Consider the following 14,049-nt stretch of genomic DNA (forward strand, 5'->3'; position numbering starts at 1 on the left):
AATGACTACTCAGGCTGTTGCCCAGCGTCGTGGCTGGCGCGTGGTGGACATCGTGGTGGCGGCGCTGATCGCCGTCGCCGGTGGCGTGCTGTTCTGGGCGTGGTCCCAGGGCGCGAACCTGATCACCCCGCTGACCGCCGCCTACGCTCCGCTCTCGGGCCTCTACGCCGGCGGCTGGATGATCCCGGCCGTGCTCGGCGCGCTCATCATCCGCAAGCCAGGCGCCGCCATCTTCTGCGAGGCGGTCGCCGCGAGCGGTGAGCTCATCATGGGTTCGCAGTACGGCCTCACCGTGCTGATCTCCGGGCTGCTGCAGGGCCTCGGCGCGGAGCTGATCTTCGCCGCCTTCCTCTACCGGAAGTTCAACCTGCCCACCGCGCTCCTGGCCGGGGCGGCATCCGGGCTCTTCTGCGGCCTCAACGACAGCTTCCTGCCCTGGGGCTGGAACATCGCCTACGACGGCACCGCCAAGTTCCTCTACATCCTCTTCTGCGTCATCTCCGGCGCCGTGATCGCGGGCGCGCTGTCCTGGGTGGCTACGCGTGGCCTGGCCCGGACCGGCGCCCTCTCCTCCTTCGCCTCCCGCAAGGCCGGTACCGAGCCGGTCTTCGGCTGATCGTGGGCGGATTCGCCGGCGCCGTTCAGCCGGCCCGGGTCACGGCACGAGACTGGGGCTGGCGTCACGGCGGCCGCAGCCGCGCCGCCGTGGCAGGGCTCGACCTGGACCTGGAACCCGGGGAGAAGGTCCTCCTGCTGGGTCCGTCCGGTGCGGGGAAATCGACGCTGCTGCACGCCCTGGCCGGAGTCCTCGGCTCCGCGGAGGACGACGACGCCGACGAGTCGGGCACGCTGCTGATCGACGGCCGTGCGCCCCGGGACGCCCGGGGCCGGGCCGGGCTAGTTCAGCAGGATCCGGAGACGCAGGTGGTGCTCGGCCGCGTGGGTGACGACGTCGCCTTCGGCGCGGAGAACCTCGCCGTGCCGCCCTCCGAGATCTGGTCTCGGGTGCGCCAGGCCCTGCACGACGTCGGCCTCGGGTTCCTGCCCCTCGACCACCCCACCCATGCCCTGTCCGGTGGGCAGAAGCAGCGTCTGGCACTCGCCGGGGTGCTCGCGATGCGTCCCGGGCTGGTGCTGCTCGATGAGCCCACGGCCAACCTGGACCCCGACGGCGTGCTCGAGGTCCGCGACGCCGTGATCCGAGCGGTCACCGCTTCCGGCGCGACGCTCCTGGTGGTGGAGCACCGCGTGGAGGTGTGGAAGGACTCGGTGGACCGCGTGGTAGTCCTGGGCGCGGGAGTCGACGGGCCGTCTGGCGTGGTCGCGTCCGGTGATCCTGACGCCGTCCTCGACGCCCAGGGTGAGGCTCTGGCCGCCCAGGGGGTCTGGATCCCGGGTCGCGTGCCCGTGCTGGCGGGCTCCGGCCGCGTCCTGCCCGGGGACGCCGCGGGCAGGACAGGAGATCGTCCCATCGGCCGTCCGAGTGCTCGTTCCGTGGGGGCGCTTGCCGATGCCTCGCCTCCCGGTGCTGTCCTCCTGGAAGCCCGGGACCTGGCCGTGAGCCGGGCTTCAGCATCCCGCCGGGGATTCGCACCCCGGAAGTCCGTCCCCGTGCTGAGCGGGGTGGACCTGGAGTTGCGGGCCGGCAGCGCGCTGTCGGTGACCGGCCCCAACGGCGTGGGCAAATCGACCCTGGCCCTCACCCTGGCGGGGCTGCTCGCCCCGGCCGGGGGCGCCGTCGTCGGCTCGTCCGAACTGCTCGCCGCTGGCGCTGCCGTGCCTCGGCACCCGGAACCGTACCGCTGGAAGGCCAAGGAACTGATCACGCGGATCGGCACGGTGTTCCAGGAACCCGAGCACCAGTTCGTGACCGGCAGTGTGCTGGACGAGCTGCGCTTCGGGCCACGGCAGCTGGGCCGCGGCGAGGAACGCGTGGACGAGCTGCTGCACCGCCTGAGGCTCGACGGCCTGGCCGACGCCAACCCGTACACGCTGTCCGGAGGCGAGAAGCGGCGGCTGTCCGTCGCGACGGTGCTCGCCGCCCATCCCCGACTGCTGATCCTGGACGAGCCCACCTTCGGGCAGGACGCCCGTACCTGGGCTGAGCTGGGCTCACTGCTTCTTGAACTGCTCGACGAGGGCGTCTCACTCCTCTCCGTCACGCACGACGCCGACTTCACGCGAGCCCTCGGCGCCACGGAGCTGGTGCTCGGGGGAGCGCCGGGGCCGGAGCTGGCGGGCGCGGCCGCCGTCGTGCGGACCGGAGACGAACCCGGGAAGGGGGACGTATGAGCATCGTGACCGACGACCGTGCCGTCATCGACCCGTACGCGGCGTCCCGCGCCGAGCTTCCGCTTCTGGGGCGTGCGAACCCGTTGTCCAAGTTCGGCGCCCTGGCGATCATCACCGTCGCACTCGTGTGGTCGATCGACTGGCTGTCGGCCGGGATCGCGGTGTTCTGCGAGCTCCTCGTGCTTCCGCTGGCGGGCCTGAACCTCCGCCTGCTGTGGACCAGGGCGTGGCCGCTCGTGGCCGCGGCCGTCCTGGGAGGCTGGAGCACAGCGGTGCTCGCCCCGGACAAGGGGCCGCTCATCTTCAGTGTCGGGATCTGGACCATGGGTGAACATTCCCTGCTCCTGGGCGTCGGGTTCTTCCTGCGTGGACTGGCGATCGCGTTGCCGGCGGTCATCGTCATGGCGTGCACCGAGCCGACCGATCTGGCCGACGCCCTGGCGCAGCTGGCGCGTCTCCCGCACCGTTTCGTCCTGGGCACCCTCGCGGCGCTCCGCCTGGTGGGGCTCATGGTGGCCGAGTGGCAGACCATCGGCATGGCTCGCCGGGCACGCGGGGTCGGCGCTTCCGGGAACGTCCTGTCCGGACTTGCCGCGAAGCTGGGCCAGAGTTTCGGGCTGCTCGTCCAGTCGATCCGCCGCGCTTCCCGTCTGGCCGTGACCATGGAGGCCCGGGGCTTCGGCGCGGGACCACGAACCTGGGCCCGGCCGTCCCGGCTGTCCGCCGTCGACGCCTGGGTGGTGCTGGGTGCTCTGGTCATCGCGGGCGTGGCCGTGGGGACCTCGGTCCTGCTGGGCGTCTGGCACGTGGTGTACTGACGTGGCCGACGGCTGCCGGATGGGCGGCGAGTTCGGGGGTTCGTTCCGAGACCGCCGGTTGCAGCCGGTGTTTTCGGCATGAACCCCCGAACCCGGCGCGAAGGACCGCCGGCTCATCGGCTCCTCCTCAGGCCGGCCAGAATCCGATGCTTGAGGGCGGACTCGTCCTGCAAGTCGCGCCAGGAGATCCGGATGAAGGACCAGCCGTGCTCCATCAAGAGCTTCTCGCGCTGCCGCTCCTCCACGAGCGCCTGATCCGCCGGCTTGAAGTCGAAGTACTTGGAACTGCCGTCGAACTCCAGAGCGAGTTTCTCCTGTTCCCACCCGAAGTCCAGGCGACGGATTCCGCGGGCGGTCCACACCTCCAGCTGAGGCGTGGGCTGTTCGATGTTCATTCGCGCGACGGCCACTCGGGTGCAGCTCTCGCCGGGTGACTCGCTTCGGGCATCCGCGCCGTCCAGGACTCTCCGGAGCTGGATCACGCCCCGGTGGCCCACCAACTGACGCGTCGCGTCCAGCACATCCTGTGCGCGCACTCCGGATCGCAGCGCTTGGTCCATGACAACCATTCCTCCGCTGAAGGTGAGGGACCGCGCGCAGTCCACCGCGGTCCGGCAGGCCGTCGTCACCACGACGCCGGACATCACCTCGGTCTGGTCCACCGGAAGCGGCGCGGTGTGCGCCACGACGTCGGGCGCATGCTGTCCCTGACCCGGGCGCGTTGAACTCGTCACGTGAATCCGTGGCTCCGCATGGAGGACCGCCCATCCCCTGAGCCGCGCCGCGGTGGCGTGACTGTAGGCATACCGGCCCGGTGATGCCTGGACCGCCACGTGGGCGTGCGCGAGGATCCGCAGCGTGTCCCGTTCCCAGGGTTTCCGCTGCTCCCAGGCGGCGCGGGGGTAATAGCACCCTCTCCTGAGCCGTTGAAGATGCCCGGTTCGGTGCAGCCACCGGATGCTCTCGTGTCCCACCCCGGAGTCCAGCAGCTGACGGGTGCGCCAGAAGCGCGGAGCGCTGGTCTCGAGGTGTTCGAGGAATTGCCCGGTGACGGTTTTCATGTGTGAAGTCTCGTCTGGAATCCGGGGATGGAAGAGGGGTCTCCTGGCATATGTGGACAAGGGAACGGGTCCGGAGGTGTGGGCGCCGTGGACCCGGAATCCTGATCCGCGCCGAGTTCGGGGGTTCGTGCCGAAAGCACTGGCTGCAACCCGCGCCGCGCGAACGAACCCCCGAACTCGGCAGGTGGGGCAACTCGGCGGGTGGGCAGATGGGGCAGACGGGCCGGGAGGGGGGTGAAGCCGGCAGGTGCGGACACGGGCAGCCGGCCTGAGCTGCTGAGTGGCCCGGACCCGCGGATCGTGACGCGAAACGGCATAGGAAATATCGCACAATATGACTTAGGTATCCCATATTCGAGCCGACGGGCCGGTGATTTGCTTCGCGGTAACTCACATCTGATATATTCGTGCTCATGACTGAGACGATGGATCACCTGGCTTCCTGGCTTCGCGACGCCCGCAGCGAGAAGGGCTGGACCCAGGGCAAGCTGGCCGAGGAACTCGGCACCAGCCAGAGCGCCGTGGCCCGCATGGAGACCGGCAAGCAGAATCTGAGCCTGCGCATGATCCGCCGCCTGGAGGATCTGTTCGAGGCCACGCTCCTCACCCCCGCGCGGCCGCGCGTCACCCACCTGCGGGTGGAGGGCGGACATCAGCTCAGCGGAGCGGTGGACGTCAACAGCAGCAAGAACGCCGGCGTCGCGCTTCTGCTGGCCAGCCTCATCAACCGCGGCACCACCACGCTGCGCCGCCTGGCGCGCATCGAGGAGGTCAACCGGATCGTCGAGGTGCTCGCGAGCATCGGCGTCGAGTGCACCTGGCTCAACGACAACGACCTGCAGATCCGCCGCCCCGCCGTCCTGGACCTGGACGCCATGGATGTGGACGCGGCCCGTCGTACCCGCAGCGTCATCATGCTCCTCGGCCCGCTCCTGGACGAGCGCGAGGAGTACCAGCTGCCCTACGCCGGCGGCTGCGACCTCGGCACCCGCACCGTGGAGCCGCACATGCAGGCGCTGCGTCAGTTCGGGCTCGCCGTGGAGGCCAAGTCCGGCTTCTACCTGGTCCAGGCCCCCGAGGCCGACAGCAAGGACCGCACCTTCGTGCTGACCGAGCGTGGCGACACCGTCACCGAGAACGCCATCATGGCCGCCGCGCACCGCACCGGCACCACCGTGATCCGCAACGCGAGCCCCAACTACATGGTCCAGGACCTCTGCTTCTACCTGCAGATGCTGGGCGTGACCATCGAGGGCATCGGCACCACCACGCTGCGCATCACCGGCCGCACCAACATCGACCAGGACATCGAGTACTTCCCGTCCGAGGACCCGATCGAGGCCATGAGCCTGATCACCGCGGGCATCGTGACGAACTCCGAGGTCACCGTGCGCCGCGTGCCGATCGAGTTCATGGAGATCGAGCTGGCCTTCCTGCAGCACATGGGCCAGGAGCTGGAGATCTCGGGCGAGTACGTGGCGCGCAACGGCCACACGCGCCTGGTGGACGTCACCACCAAGCCGAGCACGCTGCACGCCTCCGTGGACAAGATCCACCCCATGCCGTTCCCGGGCATGAACATCGACAACCTGCCGTTCTTCGCGGTCATCGCGGCCAACGCCGAGGGCCAGACCATGATCCACGACTGGGTCTACGAGAACCGTGCCATCTACCTGACGGAACTCAACCGCCTCGGTGCCAACGTGCAGCTCCTGGATCCGCACCGCATCTACGTCAACGGCCCCACCAAGTGGCGCGCGGCCGAGATCGGCTGCCCGCCGGCTCTCCGCCCGGCGGCCTGCCTGCTGCTGGCGATGCTCGCGGCCCGCGGCACCTCGACCCTGCGCAACATCTACGTGATCGAGCGCGGCTACGCGGACCTCGCGGACCGTCTCAACTCCATCGGCGCGCGGATCGAGTACTTCGAGGACTGATCCGCCCCCTGCGGTTCGCGAGAGAACAGTTGACGCCCCCAAAACCAGGTTTTGGGGGCGTCAACTGTTCTCTCGCGGGGCCCTCCGCACCGTGGGGGCGTCCGCCGGGGAGAATGGAAGGATGAGCTCCATCCACCAGCGTTTCTGGACCCTGCCCGGCCTGCTCGGCAAGCACGTCGCTCGTCTGCCCTGGTGGGTCGTGTTCCTGGTCGGCCTGGCATCCCTGGCGGGTGGTGTCTGGCTGTTCCTGCATCCGCTCGGGGCGCTGACCCGCATCGAGATCTACGCCGGGGCGGGCTTCGTGCTGTCCGGTCTGGGAGACCTGGCCGACGCCGCGCAGGAGGCCCGGGGCGGAAAGGCGCGACGCCGGCTCTGGCCCTTCCTCCTCGGGCTCGTCTGGATCGCGGCCGGCCTGGTCGTGCTGCTCATCCCGCTCCCGTCCGCCGTGCTGGTGTACCTGGCGGCTCTGACCTTCGTCTCCAGTGGGGCCACGCGACTGGTCGAGGTGCTCCGCAACCACTCCGACGCGCCGTGGCAGGACCTTCTCCGGAGCATCCTGGACCTGGTCCTGGCCGCCTTCTGCGCGGTCCTGCCGGGCACCGGGACCACCGTGCTGGCCTTCGCGTTCGGCCTGCGCAGCGCCCTGGTCGGCCTGAAGATCGCCGTCCTGTCCGTCACGAAACTGCGCCGGGCCCAGGCCGCCGCATGACCGGAGCATCTCTGTTCGACCTTGACGTGATCGGCGCGGGCCTGCCCTTCGCCGCGGCGCTGGGGGAGCTGTCCGCCGCGCTCGGCGGACCGGACGGGACCGCTTCCGGCCGGACGGGCGACGACGCCGGGCCCGCCGCGGTCGTCCAGGCGCCGCCCGGGACGGGCAAGACGACCCTCGTCCCGCCTCTCGTGGCCACCCTCGCCGGTGCGCGGGCCGCGGGGCGGAGCCCGCGCGTCGTCGTGACCCAGCCGAGAAGGGTCGCCGCACGAGCCGCGGCGACGCGCCTGGCCGCCCTGGACGGGAGCCCGCTGGGACGGACAGTGGGGTTCACGGTCCGTGGCGAACGGCAGGCCGGGCGTGACACGGTCGTGGAGTTCGTGACCCCGGGCATCCTGCTGCGCCGCCTCCTGGCCGACCCCGCCCTGGACGGGGTGGATGCCGTCGTCCTGGATGAGGTGCACGAACGCGCCCTGGAGAGCGACCTGCTCTTCGCCATGCTCGCCGAGCTGCGGCAGCTCCGCGACGACCTGATGGTGGTCGCGATGTCCGCCACCCTCGATGCCGCGCGGTTCGCGGAGCTGCTCGGCGGGGCTGCGGGCGCGGTGCCCGTGGTCGATTGCCCCTCGGCGCTGCATCCGCTCGACGTGGCCTGGAAACCCTCGCCCGTCGCCCGCAGGGACGAACGCGGCGTGACGAGGGGTTTCCTGGATCACGTGGCCGACACGGCGGCCCGCGAGCACCGGGCCGCGCTCGCCGCCGCCCCGGACGTCGACGCTCTCGTCTTCGTGCCCGGGGCCTGCGAGGTCAGGCATGTCAGCGAACGGCTCCGTGGCCTGGCTCCCGAGACCGAGGTCCTCGAGCTTCACGGCCAGATCAGCCCCGCGGAACAGCAGAGAGCCGTCTCCGGACGCCGACCGGGGGACCGTCCGCGCATCGTCGTGTCCACGTCCCTGGCGGAATCCTCGCTCACGGTTCCCGGTGTGCGCCTCGTGATCGACTCGTGCCTGAGCCGCGAGCCCCGGAGGGATGCCTCGCGGGGCATGAACGGTCTGGTGACCGTCGCCTGTTCGCGGGCGAGTGCCGAGCAGCGGGCCGGACGCGCCGCGCGGCAAGGTCCGGGACGTGCTGTGCGCTGCTGCGACGAGCGGGCCTTCGCCGCGGCCCCCGCGCAGCCGACGCCGGAGATCGCCGCCGCGGATCTGACGGAGGCCGCCCTCGTCCTGGCCTGCTGGGGCGCGCTCCCGGGAGTGCTCTCCGGCGTGGACGGTCCCGATCGTTTCGCCTTGCCCGACGCACCTCCGGCGCCGGCTCTGCGCGACGCCCTCGCCACCCTGACAACTCTCGGAGCCGTGACGCCGGACGGCCAGCCGACCGAGGAGGGCCGGACCCTCGCCGGGATCCCCGCCGACCCCCGGCTGGGCCGGGCCCTCCTCGAAGGCGCGGCGCTCCTGGGCGCCCGGCCTGCGGCGGAGGCCGTGGCCCTCGTGGCGAGGGAGTTCCGGGCGCCGGGCGCCGACCTAGGCAGACTCCTGAGCGGGCTGCGCTCCGGGCAAGACCCGCAAGCGCGGGCCTGGAAGGACGAAGTCCGCCGCTTCGAGCGCATCGCCGACTCCTCACGCGCGACGACGCCGGCCCCCGCCCGGCCGGTGCCGCGCGGGGAAGAGGTGGGCGCCGTCGTCGCGCTGGCCTTCCCGGCGCAGGTGGCGCGCAGGGTGCCGGGCGAGCGGGAGGTCTACCTGCTGGCCTCCGGGACCCGGGCGGCCCTGCCGTCGGGGAGCCCGCTCTCGGGGCACGAGTGGCTCGCCGTGGCGGAGGCGAGCCGAGCCGGTGGCAGAGAGGCCGCCGGGACCGGTGCCGTGATCCGTGCGGCCGCAGGGATCTCCGGGGAGACCGCGGCGCTCGCGGCGTCGCATCTGCTGGCCGATGGCGTGGAGGCGTCCTTCGACGGCGGCCGAGTGGCCGCGCGGAAGGTGTCCCGGCTGGGGGCGATCGTGCTGTCCTCGACGCCTGTGAAGCCCGGTCCCCGGGAGGGGCATGCCGCGGTCCTCCGGGCTCTGGAACGGGACGGGCTGGACGCCATCGGCTTCCCCGGCCCGGCGGATGCGCTGCGGCGGAGGCTCGCGCTGTTGCACCGTGTGCTGGGGGATCCGTGGCCGGACATGTCGTCGGCGGCGCTCCTGGCCCGCGCCGACGAGTGGCTGGGCCCGGACCTCGACGCGCTCGCCGGCGGGGCGTCCGTGAAGGGACTGCCGCTCGTGGACGCCTTGCGCCGGCTGCTGCCGTGGCCCGAGGCCGTCCGGCTGGAGGAGCTGGTTCCCGCGGAGCTCGAGGTGCCGAGCGGACGCCGGGTGCGCCTCGAGTATCCGGAGGTCGAGGAGGCCCCGGACGACGGCGCTCCCGTGCCGCAGCCGGTGGTCGCCGTGAAGCTGCAGGAGTGCTTCGGCTGGGCCGAGACGCCGCGGCTCGTGGACGGGCGGGTGCCCGTGGTGTTCCATCTGCTGTCTCCGGCGGGGCGGCCGCTGGCCGTGACGGCGGACCTGGCGTCGTTCTGGTCCGGTCCGTATGCGCAGGTCAGGGCCGAGATGCGGGGGCGGTACCCGAAGCATCCCTGGCCGGAGGACCCGTGGGCCGCCGTCGCGACCGCCCGCACCAAGAACCGGATGGGCGGGTAGGGTCAGCCAGCCTGCGCGGCGTCGTGTTCGCGCTGGATGGCCCGCAGGCCTTCCTGGTACGTGGTCACCGGGAAGTCCGGGAAGCGCGTCTGGAACTTGGTGGAGTCGAAGAGGTTGTCGTGCCGGTAGCGGGGCAGGAGTTCGCGGATCTCGCGGGCCTGGGCGTTGACGACGCCGGCGGCGCGGAGCACCCATTCCGGCGCCACCGTGTACCCGGGGTTCCGCCCGAACACCTGCGCCGCCTCCGTGATGAACTCGCGATAGGTGGGGTGCTGGTCGTCGACGGGGAGGTGCCAGGTCTGGCCGTACGCGTCGTCGGCGTTGCCGAGCGCGGCGAGGGCGCGACTCGCGTCCGGAGTCCAGATGAGGCTGCGGCGCCGGTCGTCCCGGACCGGGACCACGGGCTTCCGGCCGGCCTTCAGGCGGTCGATGACCAGGGTGTTCGTGAAGCCCTGGGTGCGGCCGGGTCCGTAGAACTCGGGGGCGCGGGCGATCAGCACGGGGATGTCGCCGCGGTCCATCTCCGCGAGGACCATCTCGGCCATGGCCGCGCGGACCCGGCCCTTCGCCCCGACCGGCTCGAACGGGGTGTCCTCGGTCTGGACCCGCGCGTCCTGCGGGTACATGTAGGTGTTGTCGAAGTAGGCGAACCGTGCCCCGGCGGCGCGGGAGGCGTCCAGGGCGTTCCGGAGCATGGTGGGGAACTGGGCTTCCCACAGCGCCGTGTCGGCGGGCAGTCCCGCCGTGAAGTAGACGGTCTCACTGCCCGCGACGGCGGCGTGCGTCTGCTCCGCGTCCAGGAGGTCGGCCCGCTGGACGGTGTCCGTGGCATTGACCTTCCGCGGATTGCGGCTCACCAGTCGCAGGTCCGTGGTGTGGGCCCGGTGGAGCTCGCGAGCCAGCTCGACTGCGATCTGCCCGCTCGCCCCCAGGATCGTCTGCATCGTTTCCGCCTTTCGTCCGGCCGCCATCCGCCAGTTCGGTGGATGCGCAGTGCTGCCGCAGTGAGGTAATGTTGTCACTGCATACATCAGCGTACGAGTGGAAGTGTTCAGTGTCAACTTTGGAGAAGAGCTACCATCACGGGGACCTGCGCGCCGCGCTCCTGAAGGCCGCGATCGAGCTGCTGGAGTCCGGGGAGCCGTTCTCCATGCGGGCGGTCGCCCGTCGCGCGGGGGTCTCGCAGACCGCGCCCTACCGTCACTTCGCGGACCGGAAAGCGCTCGACGGCGCCGTCGCCGTCGCGGGCTTCCGGGATCTGACGGCGGATCTCGCCGCGGCGCTGGAGGCCGCTCCCGAAGGGGCGGCGCCCGCCGACATCCTCGGCGGCCTCGGCGTGGCCTATGTCTTCTTCGCGCTCAAGCGCCCCGCGGAGTTCCGGATCATGTTCGGCAATGAATGCGACGACGCCGACGACGACCGCGTCCTCGCCGCCGCGCAGCTGCACGCGGTCCTGGACGACGTCCTGGCCGGCATGTTCCCGCAGGCCGACGTCCCGAATCTGTCCGTCGCCTTCTGGGGCATGGCCCACGGCCTGGCGTTCCTGCATCTGGACGGCAAGCTCCGCCCGGAGAATCTCGACGACGTCGAAGCGCGCGTGCGTGCCGCGATCGCCGCGGTGCTGGGCCTGGGAGCGCCCGCCCCGAGATGACACCCCGCCGTCGCGCGTCCACACCCGCTGAGTTCGGGGGTTCGCGCCGAGAGCACAGCCTGCAACCCTCGGCGCCGGAACGAACCCCCGAACTCGGCGACAAGCTCCTCCGAAGAAGATCACCAGGAAGAAGGAATCATGACCCGCATCCTGCACGTTGTCACCAATGTCAGCCACTACGACGATCCGGAGCACCCCACCGGCCTCTGGCTCTCCGAACTCACGCACGCCTGGGAGGTGTTCGAAGAGCACGGCTACGAGCAGGTCATCGTCAGCCCTCAGGGCGGGAAGGTGCCGCTGGAGCCGCGCTCGCTGAAGTTCCCGAGCTATGACAAGTCCGCGAAGGCCTGGCACGCCGATCCGGAGCGGATGGCTCTGCTGGAGAACACGCTCAGCCCCGATCAGGTGAACACGGAGGACTTCGACGCGATCTACTTCACCGGCGGGCACGCGGTCATGTACGACTTCCCGGACAGCGAAGGCCTGCAACGCCTCACCCGCGAGCTGTGGGAGCAGAGCAAGGTCGTCTCCTCGGTGTGCCACGGCTACTGCGGTCTGCTCAACGTCCGTCTCACGGACGGGAGCCTGCTGGTCGACGGCAAGCACCTCACGGGTTTCGCCTGGCAGGAGGAGGTCCTCGCGCGGGTCGACAAGCTCGTGCCGTACAACGTGGAGGAGGAGATGAAGAAGCGCGGCGCCCTGTACCAGAAGGCCAAGCTGCCGTTCGTCTCCTACGCCGTGACCGACGGCAAACTCGTCACCGGCCAGAACCCCGGTTCTGCGAAGGAGACCGCCCAGAAGGTGGTCGCGCAGCTCTGAGGAGGGGCTGGTCTTCGACGGCGCCGACGGCGGGGCCGCCCCCGCCGCAGGTCAGCGGGCGAGGAGGGCCGTCAGCGCCGCCATGATCGCCGCGACCGCGATGCCGATCAGCACCGGACCGACCCAGGCCCCGGCCGGCACGGCGAGTCCCCGCTGCACGCGGCTGAGGCGGGCGAGGGCCGGGTCGGAACCCGCGTTCGCGTGGTCGTCCGGCGTGGCGAAGGGGTCGATGACCGCGACCGCCGGGTCGGCGGGGCTCAGGCGGAGCCACGCGCCGCTGGAGGGCTGCGGCGAAGCCGTCACGGGGAGCCGGACTGCGACGGGAAGGACGCCCCGTTCGGGGGTGTTCGCCGTGAAGAGCGCCGTCGTGAACGGCGCACGCCGTCGTGCCGGCATGACGCGCACGAGAACCGCCGGCACCGCCGGCCACGCAGTGGACCCTGGGCCGGTTGAGGCGGCGGTGCCGCAGTCATCCAGTCGCCGCTGCAAACGCCGCTCTTCCGAAGCCATCAGCGGGATGAGCACCGCCATGATCACCGTCGAGAAGGCGGCGGAGAGTCCGAACAGCACGGGCGAGGCGGCGTTGCTGCTCTGCCGGTTCAGGCCCAGCAGAAGTCCGACGAATCCACCGAGCACCAGCCCCGCGGCGATCGACAGGCACAGCAGGGAGATGCGGAAGACGCGGCGCTGACGCTCTGGAATGGTCTGCATGGCGACAGTGTATCCAGTCGATGGGCTAATCCGATGAATCCGGCTGGGCCCATCGGCGGGGACCCTCCCGGACATGACTGTGGCCCGGGCATCGCCCGGGCCACAGCCTGCATGTCGCGAGTGGCGGAAGCCCGCCGTCGGGAAGCTACTTCTTGAAGATGTCCTTGACGTTCTCCACGGCCTCGGCCGCAGCGTCCTTGACCTTTTCGCCGGCCTGCTTCAGGCCCGCCGAAGCCTGGTCCTTCTGACCCTCGGCCTCGAGGCGCTCATCGCCGCTCGCCTGGCCGGCCGCTTCCTTGGCCTTGCCACCCAGCTCTTCAGCCTTGTTGTTGATCTTGTCGCCGATACCCATGATGTCCTCCTCGTCAGCGGGCTCGTGGCCCTTGGTCGAATCCTGGAACGGGCGGTAAGAGATGACTCTCCCATCAACCGCTACGCCGTGAAGCGATACTTCAATCCTCATCACACTTGTTCTGGGTCCGCAACCCGGTGAACTCCCAGGAACCGCCGGAAAGCCCGGAATGGCGGGGATCCGGGGCGTGTTCGCGCTGCGCTGAACCGGTGCGCCGGCCCGGTCGGGCACTCGAGCCGGCGCCGGAGCAGCGGACGGAGTGAGGGGCGGCCCTGCCCGGGTGCGCCCGTCAGGCCCCGCCGCGGTGCCCGGATGTCCGGCACGGGCCGGGAGCGTCCCGACGACGGCTCCGTCGCGGTACGGTTCCGGCATGGACTTCGCCGCCCCGGACCTCGCCCCACCCACGCTCGGCCTGCCCGTGGCGCTCGAGCGGATCGAACGGCTGCTGGCGTCCGGGGAGCGCGTCATCCTGGGCCTGGCCGGCTCGCCCGGTGCCGGGAAGACGACGCTCTCCACGGCCCTGGTAGAACACTTCGGCCCGGATCTCGCCGTCGCGGTGCCGCTCGACGGGTATCACCTCGCGAACGCCGTGCTGGAACGGCGAGGGCTGCGGCAGCGCAAGGGCGCTCCTGAAACGTTCGACGGCGCGGGCTACGTCGCGCTGCTCCGCCGGCTCCGCGCGCGGGATGAGGACGTCGTGTTCGCCCCGGAATTCCGGCGCGAGATCGAGGAGCCGGTGGCGGGGGCCATCGCCGTCCCCCGGGAAGCGCGGCTCGTGATCACGGAAGGCAATTACCTCTTGCTCCAGGACGGGCCGTGGGCGGGCGTGCTCCCGATCCTTGACGAGGCCTGGTTCGTGGAGCCGGACGACGGCGTCCGGCTGGAGCGGCTCATCGCGCGTCACGAGGCGTTCGGGAAGAGCCCCGACGCGGCACGCGCCTGGGCCCTCGGGACGGACGAGGCCAACGCCCGCCTGATCCGTGCCGCGCGGGGGCGGGCCGCCGTCGTCGTGCGGCCGGAGTGAGGG

Annotated in this window: 13 protein-coding genes; 9 read left to right on the forward strand and 4 right to left on the reverse strand. The window is 71.1% G+C overall.

Features of this window, described 5'->3' with window-relative positions:
• The first annotated feature begins 1 nt into the window (after nt 1).
• From BLV63_RS03200 to BLV63_RS03210, 3 genes are read left to right on the forward strand one after another with little or no spacing between them, the layout of a single operon-like run.
• Nucleotides 2-616, forward strand: coding sequence for an ECF transporter S component (locus BLV63_RS03200; RefSeq protein WP_066213965.1), 615 nt, complete (start codon nt 2-4; stop codon nt 614-616).
• On the forward strand, nt 616-2,292 hold the full coding sequence (locus BLV63_RS03205) for an ABC transporter ATP-binding protein (RefSeq protein ID WP_066213969.1): 1,677 nt from the start codon (nt 616-618) through the stop codon (nt 2,290-2,292). The genes BLV63_RS03200 and BLV63_RS03205 overlap by 1 nt, the downstream gene beginning before the upstream one ends.
• Nucleotides 2,289-3,110, forward strand: a complete 822-nt coding sequence (locus BLV63_RS03210) for an energy-coupling factor transporter transmembrane component T family protein (protein WP_082724128.1) — start codon at nt 2,289-2,291, stop codon at nt 3,108-3,110. Before BLV63_RS03205 ends, BLV63_RS03210 begins: the two co-directional genes overlap by 4 nt.
• A gap of 113 nt (nt 3,111-3,223) precedes the next feature.
• Here BLV63_RS03210 and BLV63_RS03215 read toward each other — a convergent pair whose 3' ends face one another.
• A complete protein-coding gene (locus BLV63_RS03215) occupies nt 3,224-4,171 on the reverse strand; it encodes a type IV toxin-antitoxin system AbiEi family antitoxin (RefSeq protein ID WP_066213972.1) in 948 nt (315 codons plus the stop codon).
• 413 nt (nt 4,172-4,584) lie between these two features.
• Here BLV63_RS03215 and BLV63_RS03220 point away from each other — a divergent pair, with 413 nt between their 5' ends.
• From BLV63_RS03220 to hrpB, 3 genes are all read left to right on the forward strand, one after another.
• Nucleotides 4,585-6,105, forward strand: a complete 1,521-nt coding sequence (locus tag BLV63_RS03220; RefSeq protein WP_066214199.1) for a UDP-N-acetylglucosamine 1-carboxyvinyltransferase — start codon at nt 4,585-4,587, stop codon at nt 6,103-6,105.
• A 121-nt stretch (nt 6,106-6,226) separates the two neighbouring features.
• A complete protein-coding gene (locus BLV63_RS03225) occupies nt 6,227-6,814 on the forward strand; it encodes an HdeD family acid-resistance protein (protein WP_066213975.1) in 588 nt (195 codons plus the stop codon).
• Nucleotides 6,811-9,489: an ATP-dependent helicase HrpB gene (gene hrpB / locus BLV63_RS03230; RefSeq protein WP_066213979.1), complete on the forward strand. Its 2,679-nt coding sequence runs from the start codon at nt 6,811-6,813 to the stop codon at nt 9,487-9,489. The genes BLV63_RS03225 and hrpB overlap by 4 nt, the downstream gene beginning before the upstream one ends.
• Before the next feature lie 2 nt (nt 9,490-9,491).
• Here the strand turns inward: hrpB and BLV63_RS03235 are convergent, their stop codons facing one another.
• Nucleotides 9,492-10,433, reverse strand: coding sequence for an NAD-dependent epimerase/dehydratase family protein (locus BLV63_RS03235; protein WP_066213982.1), 942 nt, complete (start codon nt 10,431-10,433; stop codon nt 9,492-9,494).
• A gap of 110 nt (nt 10,434-10,543) precedes the next feature.
• Here BLV63_RS03235 and BLV63_RS03240 point away from each other — a divergent pair, with 110 nt between their 5' ends.
• Together BLV63_RS03240 and BLV63_RS03245 are read left to right on the forward strand one after the other, a co-directional pair.
• Complete coding sequence (locus BLV63_RS03240) at nt 10,544-11,140, forward strand: TetR/AcrR family transcriptional regulator (protein WP_066213985.1); 597 nt, start codon at nt 10,544-10,546, stop codon at nt 11,138-11,140.
• Between the two features lie 138 nt (nt 11,141-11,278).
• Entirely contained in the window at nt 11,279-11,959 is a 681-nt protein-coding gene (locus BLV63_RS03245) for a type 1 glutamine amidotransferase domain-containing protein (RefSeq protein WP_074783974.1), read from the forward strand.
• Between the two features lie 51 nt (nt 11,960-12,010).
• Here the strand turns inward: BLV63_RS03245 and BLV63_RS03250 are convergent, their stop codons facing one another.
• Entirely contained in the window at nt 12,011-12,670 is a 660-nt protein-coding gene (locus BLV63_RS03250; protein WP_066213990.1) for a hypothetical protein, read from the reverse strand.
• Nucleotides 12,671-12,815: 145 nt separating this feature from the next.
• Nucleotides 12,816-13,022: a CsbD family protein gene (locus BLV63_RS03255; protein ID WP_066213992.1), complete on the reverse strand. Its 207-nt coding sequence runs from the start codon at nt 13,020-13,022 to the stop codon at nt 12,816-12,818.
• A 370-nt stretch (nt 13,023-13,392) separates the two neighbouring features.
• Between BLV63_RS03255 and BLV63_RS03260 the strand changes: the two genes are divergently transcribed.
• Nucleotides 13,393-14,046 (forward strand): nucleoside/nucleotide kinase family protein, encoded by a 654-nt coding sequence (locus tag BLV63_RS03260; protein WP_066213995.1) that lies wholly within the window; start codon nt 13,393-13,395, stop codon nt 14,044-14,046.
• Nucleotides 14,047-14,049: the final 3 nt, after the last annotated feature.

This window comes from Arthrobacter woluwensis, assembly GCF_900105345.1.
GTDB classification, from domain to species: domain Bacteria; phylum Actinomycetota; class Actinomycetes; order Actinomycetales; family Micrococcaceae; genus Arthrobacter_E; species Arthrobacter_E woluwensis.

Excerpts from the sequence above, each read along its gene's own strand:
- BLV63_RS03200 (WP_066213965.1), top strand. The coding sequence starts at position 2 with ATGACTACTCAGGCTGTTGCCCAGCGTCGTGGCTGGCGCGTGGTGGAC.
- BLV63_RS03210 (WP_082724128.1), top strand. The coding sequence starts at position 2,289 with ATGAGCATCGTGACCGACGACCGTGCCGTCATCGACCCGTACGCGGCG.
- BLV63_RS03215 (WP_066213972.1), bottom strand. The coding sequence starts at position 4,171 with ATGAAAACCGTCACCGGGCAATTCCTCGAACACCTCGAGACCAGCGCT.
- BLV63_RS03220 (WP_066214199.1), top strand. The coding sequence starts at position 4,585 with ATGACTGAGACGATGGATCACCTGGCTTCCTGGCTTCGCGACGCCCGC.
- BLV63_RS03225 (WP_066213975.1), top strand. The coding sequence starts at position 6,227 with ATGAGCTCCATCCACCAGCGTTTCTGGACCCTGCCCGGCCTGCTCGGC.
- hrpB (WP_066213979.1), top strand. The coding sequence starts at position 6,811 with ATGACCGGAGCATCTCTGTTCGACCTTGACGTGATCGGCGCGGGCCTG.
- BLV63_RS03235 (WP_066213982.1), bottom strand. The coding sequence starts at position 10,433 with ATGCAGACGATCCTGGGGGCGAGCGGGCAGATCGCAGTCGAGCTGGCT.
- BLV63_RS03245 (WP_074783974.1), top strand. The coding sequence starts at position 11,279 with ATGACCCGCATCCTGCACGTTGTCACCAATGTCAGCCACTACGACGAT.
- BLV63_RS03250 (WP_066213990.1), bottom strand. The coding sequence starts at position 12,670 with ATGCAGACCATTCCAGAGCGTCAGCGCCGCGTCTTCCGCATCTCCCTG.
- BLV63_RS03255 (WP_066213992.1), bottom strand. The coding sequence starts at position 13,022 with ATGGGTATCGGCGACAAGATCAACAACAAGGCTGAAGAGCTGGGTGGC.
- BLV63_RS03260 (WP_066213995.1), top strand. The coding sequence starts at position 13,393 with ATGGACTTCGCCGCCCCGGACCTCGCCCCACCCACGCTCGGCCTGCCC.